Source organism: Undibacterium sp. FT79W (assembly GCF_014284215.1).
In the GTDB taxonomy this organism is placed as follows: Bacteria; Pseudomonadota; Gammaproteobacteria; order Burkholderiales; family Burkholderiaceae_D; genus Undibacterium; species Undibacterium aquatile.
On record NZ_JACOGB010000008.1, the window covers coordinates 228,465 to 240,249 of the forward strand.

The 11,785-nt window shown below is 50.3% G+C and carries 12 protein-coding genes and 1 tRNA gene; 3 read left to right on the plus strand and 10 right to left on the minus strand.

What is annotated here, in order from left to right; all coding sequences use genetic code 11:
- Positions 1-198: 198 nt before the first annotated feature.
- Both mog and yjgA read right to left on the minus strand, forming a co-directional pair.
- Positions 199-825, minus strand: coding sequence for a molybdopterin adenylyltransferase (gene mog, locus H8K38_RS15865; RefSeq protein WP_186885815.1), 627 nt, complete (start codon positions 823-825; stop codon positions 199-201).
- On the minus strand, positions 809-1,414 hold the full coding sequence (yjgA, locus tag H8K38_RS15870; RefSeq protein ID WP_186885816.1) for a ribosome biogenesis factor YjgA: 606 nt from the start codon (positions 1,412-1,414) through the stop codon (positions 809-811). The genes mog and yjgA overlap by 17 nt, the downstream gene beginning before the upstream one ends.
- Positions 1,415-1,495: 81 nt before the next feature.
- Here yjgA and pmbA point away from each other — a divergent pair, with 81 nt between their 5' ends.
- Complete coding sequence (gene pmbA, locus H8K38_RS15875) at positions 1,496-2,848, plus strand: metalloprotease PmbA (RefSeq protein ID WP_186885817.1); 1,353 nt, start codon at positions 1,496-1,498, stop codon at positions 2,846-2,848.
- 97 nt (positions 2,849-2,945) lie between these two features.
- Here pmbA and H8K38_RS15880 read toward each other — a convergent pair whose 3' ends face one another.
- The 6 genes from H8K38_RS15880 to argH form a co-directional block, all read right to left on the minus strand.
- Positions 2,946-3,659: an ABC transporter ATP-binding protein gene (locus H8K38_RS15880; RefSeq protein WP_186885818.1), complete on the minus strand. Its 714-nt coding sequence runs from the start codon at positions 3,657-3,659 to the stop codon at positions 2,946-2,948.
- On the minus strand, positions 3,656-4,417 hold the full coding sequence (locus H8K38_RS15885) for an ABC transporter ATP-binding protein (protein ID WP_186885819.1): 762 nt from the start codon (positions 4,415-4,417) through the stop codon (positions 3,656-3,658). The genes H8K38_RS15880 and H8K38_RS15885 overlap by 4 nt, the downstream gene beginning before the upstream one ends.
- Positions 4,418-5,296 carry a branched-chain amino acid ABC transporter permease gene (locus H8K38_RS15890; protein WP_186885820.1) on the minus strand — a complete coding sequence of 293 codons (879 nt, stop codon included), beginning with the start codon at positions 5,294-5,296 and terminating at the stop codon, positions 4,418-4,420.
- A gap of 4 nt (positions 5,297-5,300) precedes the next feature.
- Positions 5,301-6,182 carry a branched-chain amino acid ABC transporter permease gene (locus H8K38_RS15895; protein WP_186885821.1) on the minus strand — a complete coding sequence of 294 codons (882 nt, stop codon included), beginning with the start codon at positions 6,180-6,182 and terminating at the stop codon, positions 5,301-5,303.
- A gap of 236 nt (positions 6,183-6,418) precedes the next feature.
- Positions 6,419-7,546: an ABC transporter substrate-binding protein gene (locus H8K38_RS15900; RefSeq protein ID WP_255423032.1), complete on the minus strand. Its 1,128-nt coding sequence runs from the start codon at positions 7,544-7,546 to the stop codon at positions 6,419-6,421.
- Positions 7,547-7,884: 338 nt separating this feature from the next.
- The gene (gene argH, locus H8K38_RS15905; RefSeq protein WP_186885823.1) at positions 7,885-9,279 is read right to left on the minus strand and encodes an argininosuccinate lyase; all 1,395 of its coding nucleotides are present in this window, start codon (positions 9,277-9,279) and stop codon (positions 7,885-7,887) included.
- 89 nt (positions 9,280-9,368) lie between these two features.
- Here argH and H8K38_RS15910 point away from each other — a divergent pair, with 89 nt between their 5' ends.
- The gene (locus H8K38_RS15910) at positions 9,369-10,406 is read left to right on the plus strand and encodes a sensor histidine kinase (RefSeq protein ID WP_186885824.1); all 1,038 of its coding nucleotides are present in this window, start codon (positions 9,369-9,371) and stop codon (positions 10,404-10,406) included.
- On the plus strand, positions 10,403-11,200 hold the full coding sequence (locus H8K38_RS15915) for a LytTR family DNA-binding domain-containing protein (protein ID WP_186885825.1): 798 nt from the start codon (positions 10,403-10,405) through the stop codon (positions 11,198-11,200). Before H8K38_RS15910 ends, H8K38_RS15915 begins: the two co-directional genes overlap by 4 nt.
- Positions 11,201-11,206: 6 nt before the next feature.
- On the opposite strand, the gene H8K38_RS15920 is transcribed toward H8K38_RS15915, so the two are convergent.
- Together H8K38_RS15920 and H8K38_RS15925 are read right to left on the minus strand one after the other, a co-directional pair.
- On the minus strand, positions 11,207-11,434 hold the full coding sequence (locus tag H8K38_RS15920; RefSeq protein ID WP_186885826.1) for a hypothetical protein: 228 nt from the start codon (positions 11,432-11,434) through the stop codon (positions 11,207-11,209).
- A gap of 232 nt (positions 11,435-11,666) precedes the next feature.
- Positions 11,667-11,743 (minus strand) — tRNA-Met (locus H8K38_RS15925).
- Positions 11,744-11,785: the final 42 nt, after the last annotated feature.

The following is an 11,785-nucleotide window of genomic DNA, read 5'->3' on the forward strand; positions in this document are numbered from 1 at the left end:
GATGTCGGATGATTTCTGTTGTTTCTTGAGTGTGACTGCAGTCACCGCGTTCACAGTTACCCCAAAGACGTTATTGAGCAGGCCCAGCGCTGAGGTGCCGAGCAAAGCAGTGATCCATAATCGTCTTGCTGATGGCGGAAAATCTGCTTTGTTCATCTGTCTGCGTACATTGCTGGCGACCCGATTTAACGGAGGCAATCAGGATTTTTGTCGTAACGCCGATTTAGGGCGGAAGACTTTGCACACGGATTCGTGCGTTTCTATGTAAGGCCCGCCGATCAGGTCGATGCAATAAGGAATCGCTGCGAAAATGCCAGAGACAATTTGTTTGCCATCCGCATCTTTCAAACCTTCCAGCGTTTCTTTAATCGACTTCGGTTGCCCCGGCAAATTCAGAATCAATGCGGCATGATCAGCGGTTTCACGTATCACAGCCACTTGCCGCGACAAGATCGCGGTTGGCACAAATTGCAGGCTGATCTGACGCATCTGCTCGCCGAATCCCGGCATCTCTTTGGTGGCGACCGCCAGCGTGGCTTCCGGCGTCACATCGCGCCGAGCAGGGCCGGTGCCGCCAGTAGTAATCACCAGATCGCAGCGTGCCACGTCCACCAGTTCAGTCAGCGCTTGTTCTATCGCCTGACGTTCATCGGGAATCAGGCGGGTTTCCATCACCCAATTGCTCGCCATGGCAGTGCTGAACCATTCCTGCAACGCGGGCAAACCCTGATCCTGATAGACACCAGCTGATGCGCGGTCAGAGATGGAGACCAGGCCTATGCGCAATGCGCGGTCGGCTGTATCCGTATTACTCATTGTCCTCATCCTCTTGATCTTCTGCATCCTCATCATCCAATGCGTCACCGCCCGCAGGCGCTTTTTGCAATTGCTTCAGAATCTGGAAAATCTCGCGGTAGGCTTTTGGTGGTTTGTTTTCTGCCTGTTCCTTACGCGCGTTGCGGATCAGGGTGCGCAATTGCTGCACATCGAGATGCGGATGTTCAGACAGTAACTCTGTCAGCGCATTGTCGTCCGTCAGCAGTTTATCGCGACGACGTTCCATCGCATGCATCGCGGCGGTTTCTGCTTTCGACGCACCTTTCCAGCTGTCGATGGTTTTCTGGATCAGGGCAACTTCCGCCTCATCCAGCGTACGCATTTTTTTGCCGACAAATTGCATCTGACGACGACGACCTTCATGGTTCGTGATTTGCTGACATGCGAGAATCGCGTCGCGCACATCTTCTGGCATAGGAACGCGTTTGACGCGGTCACGCGCCTGTTCGACCAGTTCTTGTCCCAGTTTTTGCAATGCGGTCATTTCACGTTTGAGCTGAGATTTTGAAGGGCGTTCGTATTCCTCTTCAAATTCGCTCGATTGGTAGCCACATGAGCCCCGGTTTGGATTTGGCATAATTCTGCGCCTTTACTATAAACTTAATGAAACGGCTGATATGATAACCGTTTTAGTTCCGTCTCCAAAGAAACCTCATCTATGAGCAAGCCAGTTTTTACCCATTCCCAAGATCAACTGAAACAAATTGCGCAGGATATGTTGCTTTTTGCTAAAGAAAAAGGCGCTTCCGATGCGGCTGTCGAAATCAGCGAAGGTGAAGGTTTATCGATCAGCGTGCGCAAAGGCAAGGTGGAAACGATAGAGCAGAACCGCGATAAAGGTATTGGTATTACTGTTTATATCGGACAAAAACGCGGTAATGCCAGCACATCTGATTTTTCCCGTCAGGCGCTGAGAGACACGGTGGACGCGGCTTACAATATTGCCAGGTTTACGGCAGAAGACGATTGCGCTGGTCTGGCTGATGCGGAACTGTTTGAAATGGCGCCGCGTGATCTGAAGCTGTGCTATCCGTGGCATATCAGCGCAGAAGAAGCGATCGATATCGCCAAGCGCACCGAAGCGGCGGCGTTTGCCGTCGATAAACGGATTACGAATAGTGAAGGTGCCAGCGTCCATGTGCAGCAATCGCATTTCGTTTCTGCGAACTCGCGTGGCTTTATTGGTGGTTACCCGCTGTCCCGTCATACGATCGCTGTAGCACCGATTGCAGGTAAGGGTGCCAAGATGCAGCGTGACGACTGGTATTCATCGCAACGCAATCCGAAGAAACTTGCTCAGCCTGAGGCCATCGGTCGTTATGCCGCTGAACGCGCGCTGGCGCGTCTGAATGCACGCAAACTGACGACGCGTAAATGCCCGGTTCTGTTTGAGGCACCATTGGCTGCAGGCTTGCTGGGATCGTTTGTGCAGGCGGTTTCCGGTGGTGCCTTATATCGTAAATCTTCATTTTTGCTGGATTCGCTGGGAACGCAGATTTTTCCTGAACATATTCAGGTCGTCGAAGATCCGCATGTGCCGGGCGCGGTAGGTTCATCGCCATTTGATGATGAAGGTGTCCGCACCCAGCGCCGCGATGTGGTCAGCAATGGCGTGTTGCAGGGTTATTTCCTGTCCACCTATTCGGCGCGTAAGCTGGGGATGCAAACAACCGGCAATGCGGGCGGCTCGCATAATCTGAGTTTGCTGTCATCCAATACAAAAAAGAGTGATCATTTTGCCGCCATGCTCAAAAAAATGGGTACTGGCTTACTGGTGACCGAGCTGATGGGGCAGGGCGTGAATTACGTGACGGGTGACTACTCGCGCGGTGCTTCTGGCTATTGGGTGGAAAATGGTGTGATTCAATATCCGGTCGAAGAGATCACCATCGCTGGCAATATGCGCGACATGTTCACGCAAATCGTCGCGGTTGGCGCGGATACACTGGTACGCGGCACCAAGCAGACCGGCTCGATACTGATAGGGAGCATGACGGTTGCAGGTAACTGATCATTTACTGACTGTTCAAATAAAAACGACCATCACAGATGGTCGTTTTTTTATGCTGAGAATATTTTCTGTGTAGCCCGGATGTTGCCAGCGAAAGTTAAGCGCCTAAGTAAGCTTCGATCACTCTTGGGTTGTTCAGCAGATTCTGACCGCTGTCTTGCAACACAATTTCGCCGTTTTCAAGAACGTAACCGCGTTGGGCGATTTTCAGAGCTTGCCTGACGTTTTGTTCCACCAGCAAAATCGTCAGCCCGGTCTGGTTGATCTCTTTCAGCACGCGGAAAATTTCCTGCACCATCAACGGCGCCAGACCCATGGATGGTTCATCCAGCAGCAGCACTTTGGGTTTTGCCATGAGGGCGCGGCCAATCGCCAGCATTTGTTGTTCGCCACCTGATAAGTTACCTGCGAGTCCGGAAGCGCGGTTTTTCAGCACCGGAAACAGGTGGAATACGTAGTCCAGATCCTGACTGATCTGCGCTTTATCTTTGCGGGTGTATGCGCCGAGATCAAGATTTTCCTGTACTGTTAATGTGGTCAGAATGGCGCGCCCCTCGGCCACTTGCACCACGCCTTTCTGCACGATCTGATGCGGCGAGAGTGTGGTCAGATCTTCGCCCTCAAACAGGATTTTTCCTGCATTGGTTTTGATCAGGCCGGATACCGCCAGTAATGAAGTGCTCTTGCCCGCGCCATTGGCACCGACGAGGGCAGTGATTTCGCCGGCGTTCAGTTCCAGTTGTATGTTTTTGACGGCGCGGATGTGGCCATACGATACGCTGAGGTTCTGGATGCTTAATATAGTGCTCATGCGGCATCCTCCTTACCGAGATAGGCTTCGATGACGTCAGGATTGGCGCGCACTTCATCCGGCGTTCCTTCTGCGATGATTTTGCCGAAATTGAGTACCGCGACGCGATCACAGAGTTCCATTACAAAGCGCATGTCGTGTTCAATCATAAAAATCGAAAATCCACGTTGGCGGATATTTTTAATCTCTGCCATCAGCTCTGTTTTTTCTGCGGGATTCATGCCGGCGACCGGCTCGTCGAGCAGCAATAGTTTGGGTTGCGTCGCGAGTGCCCGCGCGAATTCCAGCTTGCGTTGTTCGCCGTAAGATAAATTGTCAGCCAGCATGTGCGCTTTGTGATCGAGTCTTACCCAGGTCAGCAATTCATGCGCACGTTCACGCGCTTTCGCTTCTGCATTTTTAAACGTCGCAAGATTAAACAACATGCTGCCGATGCTGTAATTCAGGTGCTCATGCATGCCAACGACGACGTTTTCCAGCAAACTCATTTCCTTGAAAATGCGGATGTTCTGAAATGTGCGGGCGATGCCGAGCTGCGTAATTTTGTGGGAGGCCACCACGCTCAGATCCTGATCGTTAAAACGTATCTCTCCGCTCGATGGACGTAACAGACCTGTGATCAGATTCACGATGGTGGTTTTGCCTGCACCGTTAGGACCGATCAACCCGAAAATACTGCCTTCAGGCATGGTGAAGCTGACGTCCTGCAAGACCTGCAAGCCGCCGAAATTTTTACTGATAGCTTGTAACTGCAACATTTAAGCAACCTCTTCAGACTTGCTGGATGTGAATTTGCGGCGCAGCGCGCGGATTTTAGCCGGATCCCAGATACCTTTAGGCAGGTACAGAATCACGATGATCAGAATCAGGCCATTCGCGGCCAGTCGGTAGTCCTTCAGCGAACGCATCACTTCTGGCAGTAGTGTCAGGATGGTGCTGCCAAGCACCGGGCCAATCAGATTGCTGGTGCCGCCGAAGACGGCCATCGTGAGAATCTCGACGGCATTTTCAAACGCATAATTTCCTGGGCCTATCGTGAAGGTGTAATGTGCGTTCAGACCGCCTGCGACACCGGCGATCACTGCGCCGAGCACAAACGCCAGCAGTTTGTAGCCCGCAACGTTGACACCCATTAAGCGCGCCGCGATTTCATCTTCCTTAATCGCTTCAAATGCACGTCCGGTTTTCGAGCGGCGTAATCTTGCCAGCACAAATAAGGTGATGCCTAAAATAACAACGATGTGCCACCACTCTGTTTTAAGTGGAATGCCGTTCAGACCCATAGGGCCACCGGTGATTTCCATATTCAGAACGATGACGCGTACGATTTCGCCGAAACCAAGAGTGGCCATCGCCAGATAAACACCCGACAAACGCAAGGTCGGAATGCCGACGGCGAGAGCGACAAGCGCCGGCGCAACACCCGCTGCAAGCAAGGCGACCGGGAACGCAAGCTCGGTCTGCATGCTGATCATCGACGCGGCATACGCGCCTATGCCCATGAACGCTGCGTTGGCAAGCGACAGCAAGCCGCACGACAGGGTCAGATAAATTGACAGTGCCAGCATCGCGTTGATGCCAATACCAAAAATAACAGTGCTGTAAATAGCCCAGAAACCATCCCACCATTCGAGCATGATCTTATGCCTTTCTTTCTAAAATCTTGCCAAACATGCCGGAAGGACGAACCAACAAGATCACAAACAATAAACCAAATGCCACGGCATCACGGAAGTCACTGGATAGATAAGCGACGCTCATGACTTCGGCAAAGCCAAGAAATAAACCACCGATGAGGGCACCACGGATATCGCCCATGCCACCCAGAATAATCACTGCAATACCTTTGTGTAGCATGGGTTGTCCCATGAATGGTGAAATCGCGTTGAAAGACAGGCCGACCAGCACACCTGCTGCACCGCCGAGTGCTGCCGCGGCAAAAGAGGTGAACAGAAACAGGCCCTCAACATTAATGCCGAGCAGATACGCAGCTTTAGGTGATTCTGCGATGGCCCGCAAGGCTCTGCCCAGTTGTGTGCGACGCATAATGATCAGCAGCACGACCATCAGCGCAAATGAAATCAGGACGATGGCTAACTGCACGGCGGTCAGGTGCAGATTACCGACAGTAAAACTTTCTTCCGGTATCGTGCCAAACGGGAAGCGTTTGTTTTCTGCGCCAAAGAAACCCTGTGCCACATTCGTAATCATGATGGCGACGCCGATAGTGGCGATCATCGGAGCCAGATGCGGGGCATTCCGTTTACGCAAAGGTCGAAGTACAAGGAAATCGACGATCACACCAATCACGCCGCAGGTCAGCATCGCGATCAGCATGGCCAGCCACAAGGACATCTGAAATTGATTGACCAGCAATAAGGCTACATAGCTGCCCAGCATGAATATCGCGCCATGAGCGAGATTGATGACGCCCAGCACGCCAAAGACGAGAGTAAAACCGAGCGCAAACAATGCATACACGCTACCGAGTGAAAGGGCATTGATAAGTTGTTGTTCAAACATGATGATCCAGGCGAAAAACTGTTGCAACTCTTGCCGCTGTTGAGTTGCGTATCAGTTTTGTCAGAAAAGTGTTTTATGGAAATGAGAGAAAGTTCAGATCAAAAAACACAGATGCTAAGCAGGAAAAAATCTGCTGAAAAAATGAAAACTCACAAAAAATAAAAATTCATTCCTTAGAAATACAGCAGCGGTTCGCACTGTCAGTGGCGGAACCGCTGTTTCTTAAAGATGAAATCTTACTTCAGCAGTATAAATTTACCGCCCTTAGCAATATTGACGATGGCTTCTTGCTGCGCATCGTAACCTGCTTCTTGTCCATCTTTTGCAGCAGCGCGGCGGAAAGCAAATTTGCCGGTAGCACCTTCAAATTTGATCGCAGGCAGGGCATTGCGCAAGGCGATACGGTCTTTATCGATGCTGCCGGTCAGTTTTACTGTTTTCAATGCTTCGGCAACGATATTGAGTGCGTCAAAAGCCTGTGCCGCAAACTGATCAGGTTCATTGCCGAATTTTGCTTTGTAATCGGCGATGAATTTTTTGTTTGTAGCAGAGGTATTTTCTATCGACCATGGGCTACCCATCAAAGTGTCGTCAGCCGCGTCTTTGGCGATTTCAAACAGCTTAGGTGAGTTGAATCCATTACCACCGATAAACGGCTGTTTCATGCCCAGTGAGCGGGTTTGCAGAATAATATTGGCGGCCTCTTCTGCCAGGCAGGAGCAAACAATCGCATCAGGATTCGACGCTTTGATTTTGGTCAGTTGCGCCTTGAAATCAACGTCGCCCTTCGCATAGGTTTCGGTATCGGTGACACTGATTTTCTGATCTGCGAGTGCTGACTTGAAAACGTCGTAGCCGCTCTTCGTAAAGGCATCGTCATTGCCATACAACACCGCAACTTTTTTGATATTGAATTTTTTTACTGCCGCACGAGTGGTGACTGGTAAGACGTCGGCTTCCATCACAGAGTTACGGAAAGTGAAAGGACCCATATTGGTAATACCATCCGCAGTATTGCTGGTGCCAAAAACCACGGTTTTAGTTGCATTGGCGATAGGATCGGCGGCAAATGCAGAATTGGATAAAGTCGGGCCGAAAACCAGTAAAACTTTTTCCTGGAAGATCAGTTTTTTGAAAACATTGATCGCTTCTTCTTTCTTACCTTGTTCGTCTTCCACAACCAGAGCGATTTTGTTTCCGTTGACGCCACCTTTTGCGTTGATGCCATCGGCTGCCAGAGTGAACCCGTTTTTAATTGCTACGCCGTATTTCGCTGCCGGGCCAGTCAGTGCTTCGGCAACGCCGACTTTGATATCGGCGGCATTGCCGATGACAGTCCATCCGAGCAAGGCACTTGCAACCATCAGTTTTAGTTGGTGTGACATAAAGGGTTCCTGAAAGAATGTGATGAAAAGGATTTACTGGTCACCGATAGCGTGAAATAGCATGCGTCTCTATTAACTGGCGGCCCAGAATAATCGCCGTAGAATTTTTATTAGATAAATATTTATTTTCGCCAAATATTGTATTGGCTGCCAAGCAGAAGGGCAATATAACATGGTGTTGCGGTGCAATATCCGCTGCTTAAGTAGAATTACTTATAGCATCGGCAGAGCTGGGGTGGGAGCGGGTCTTGAGGTGGGAAGGTGCAGCCCTAAGATGGACTTGGGCTGCACCTGATGCTTGTTGTTAATGCGAGAGTTTATGCGAGCGACTGGCGTGCACGTGCAATTGCTGCCCGCACCTGATTTGGTGCAGTGCCGCCGATGTGATCGCGTGCAGCAACAGAACCTTCCAGTGTCAGCACCTGGAAAATATCCTGTTCAATCAATGCAGAGTAGCCGCGTAATTCTTCAAGCGACATTTCGCTGAGGTCGCAGCCTTTTTCCACGCAAGTTTTGACGGCGTGTGCAACAGCTTCATGCGCATCACGGAACGGCAAACCTTTTTTCACCAGATAATCGGCGAGATCGGTTGCAGTTGCATAGCCTTGCAAAGCAGCGGCACGCATGGCTTCAGGTTTGACGCTGATGCCAGTCGCCATATCGGCAAAAATGCGCAGTGTATCGACCAGGGTATCGACCGTATCAAAAAGAGGCTCTTTGTCTTCCTGATTGTCTTTGTTGTAAGCCAGCGGCTGACCCTTCATCAGCGTCAACAGCGCAATCAAATGGCCATTGACGCGGCCTGTCTTGCCACGGGCAAGTTCTGGCACGTCTGGATTTTTCTTTTGCGGCATGATCGATGAGCCGGTGCAGAAACGGTCGGCAATATCGATAAAGCCAACCCGTGGGCTCATCCAGATCACCAGTTCTTCAGACATGCGTGAGATATGTGTCATCACCAGCGCGGCAGCGGCGCAGAATTCAATCGCGAAGTCGCGGTCAGAAACTGCATCCAGGGAGTTGTAGCAAACTTCATCAAAGCCCAGTGTCTTAGCGACGCGTTCGCGGTCGATCGGGAAGGTGGTGCCCGCCAGCGCTGCAGCTCCCAATGGCAGACGATTGACGCGTTTGCGGCAATCCAGCATGCGCTCGGTATCACGTCCGAACATTTCTACGTAAGCGAGAATGTGATGCCCGAACGTGATCGGTTGTGCGACTTGCATGTGCGTAAAGCCCGGCAAAATCGTCGCTGCATTTTTTTCTGCCAGATCAATCAATGCGCTGCGCAGGGCGCGCAGCAGGGCGACGATATTATCAATCGCAGAGCGCATGTAAAGGCGGATATCGGTCGCGACCTGGTCGTTACGCGAGCGTCCGGTATGCAGTCGTTTCCCTGCGTCACCGACCAGCTCGGTCAGGCGTTTTTCTATGTTCAGATGCACGTCTTCCAGATCCAGTAACCATTCAAATTTGCCCGATTCAATTTCTGACTGAATTTGTGCCATGCCGCGTTGAATATCAGCGTAATCCTGAGCGCTGATAATATTTTGTGCACTCAGCATTTCCGCATGCGCGAGAGAACCCTGAATGTCCACCGCCGCCATGCGATTATCAAAAAATACCGAAGCGGTGTAGCGCTTGACGAGATCGGAAACTGGCTCGGAGAAACGGGCAGACCATGCCTCGCTTTTTTTATTGAATTGTGATGTCATAATGGATTGATTGCCGTTTTGGCTGCGGTTAGCGATAAATATTCTCCGATTATAAAACACCGCACCACTTTTCCCCGAGCAAAACCACGATGACGACTGTTTTATCTGTCCCAAAGAATGAACCTGTGATTCCCGATTGCTGCAATATCGGCGTGATTTTCCGCGTGCTGGCGGGTGTCAGTGTGGTTGTTTTGCTGGGATTGGCCTCGCGTGGCGATGGTTGGGCGCTTGTTTTGGAGAATTTCATTGAAGCGTCGATGCTGATAGAAGCGATTTGTCTGCTTTCGCTTTTCCTGTTATGTGCTTGTCGCCGCTATGCCTATTCACATGCCTCCCCAGTCTGGCTACAGCGGCTGGCCTGCGTATTGATTCCCGCTGCTGTCAGTATTTTTCTGCTCGCCTTCTTTGGACAGTTTGAATGGTTTTTGCTTGCTTTCCCACGTTTGAACACGGGTTTTATTCTTATTTTCACTGCTGTTTCAGGATTTTGTCTGCAACAGTATTTTGAGCTGCGTACCCGTGCTTTTTCGCCGGCATTGGGCGAGGCGCGCTTGCAGGCGTTACAGGCGCGGATACGACCGCATTTTTTGTTTAACAGTTTGAATACCGCGTTGTCACTGATACGGAAAGATCCGCGTCGGGCTGAATCGGTGATAGAGGACTTGTCTGATTTGTTTCGGGTGCTGATGCGCGATACCCGGACCATGACAAGTTTGCATGACGAGTTACATCTTTGCAGACAATATCTGGCAATTGAGTCTTTGCGACTTGGGGAGCGTCTGCAGTTAGCCTGGAACACAGAGCAGTTGACGGACGAAGATATGCGCCAGATACAAATTCCTGTGCTGTTACTGCAACCGATACTGGAAAATGCGGTTCACTACGGTGTCGAGCCATCTTCCGGAGTGGCAACGATTTTCATCGACATTCAGAAAGGATTGGATAAAATCGAAATCCGTGTGCGGAATTCTGTACATCGGGACGCCAGATTATCTTCCGGGAATCAAATGGCGCTCGACAATATCCGGCAGCGCTTAAAATTATTGTATGACGTTGAGGCGCAATTAAGTATCAGAAAATCAGATGATAGTTTTGAAGTGATATTACATTTCCCGGCACAAAGATGAGTATTCCAACCATTTTTATTGTTGACGACGAAGCTCCTGCGAGGGAGCGGTTGACGACTTTATTGTCTGATATACAGGCTGAATGCCCGCATCAGCTTGTCGGTGAAGCATCCGATGCAAAGTCTGCCCTTGAAAAGATTGCAGAATTGCGGCCGGATATTATTTTGCTGGACGTGCAGATGCCGGAAATGAATGGAATGGAAATGGCGCAGTATTTGCGCGATCACGCAGTCGTTTCCGGAGTGCCGGCGATTATTTTTATTACAGCCTATGATGAGTTTGCATTCCCTGCTTTTGGTGTGCAAGCAGCAGATTATCTCCTTAAACCGGTGAGAGCGAATCGTCTGGCTGATGCAGTTACCCGGGTAGCGAAGCGCCTTCCGGTAGTAGTGCCAGCGAGCGCGACCATTGAGCAGAAATCAGCGCTTGTTTGCCGCGAGAATTTTTCTGTTCTTGAGCGTGGACGTATTTTGCTGGTTCCGGTTCGTGATGTTTTATTTTTGAAGGCGGAGCAGAAATACGTGACTTTATATACATCGCAAAAGGAATTTTTGCTGGAGGAATCCCTGACTTCATTAGAAACAGAGTTGAAAGATAAATTTGTACGCATCCATAGAAATGCATTGGTTGCGAAAGCAGCGATTGCAGGTGTCGAGCGCGCGACTCACATTGTCGATATGGATGGCGAAAACGAGAAGGTAAGTGAAAATTGGCAGGTGATCGTCGCTGGTTCTGTTGAACGCCTGCCTATTTCAAGACGCCAATGGCCGTTAATCAAGACATTGGTTCGTTGAGTGTATTCAGCGCCAGATAGGAAGACCCGTCAGATCGGTATTTTCATCATTAACCCAAGCTGGCAGTCCGCTGATATCTGTCGGGCCCAGCGCCGCAAGCAAATCAAGTTGTTCCTGCCGGATGTTCTTTCCTTGTCGGGATTTGGTATTTCCCTTTCTGACCTCCGGAGCCTCAAACGCAGGCTCACCAAATCCGGGTAATTCCATTGTCGCGTTATCTTTATAATCTTTCATCGGACTTCGTCTGAATCAGTAGCGTCAGTTTTTTTAAAAATAATCAGCTGTACCAAGGAATGCCGCATTGATAAACGAATGACTGCCCTGATTTTTTAATAGGATATTTATAAAAACAAGTGATACACCAGAACAATGCTGTTGCGTACCGAATATCTCAGACTAAGATTGGACAGGGATTTTTCGATTGAATCGAGTAACTGTCGGTTCGACAGGTCTGAGATAGGCTGATTGGTTGCGGGGGCAGGATTTGAACCTACGACCTTCGGGTTATGAGCCCGACGAGCTGCCAGACTGCTCCACCCCGCGTCTGAAGAGGGCGAATGATACATGGCAAGTGGCCCATATACA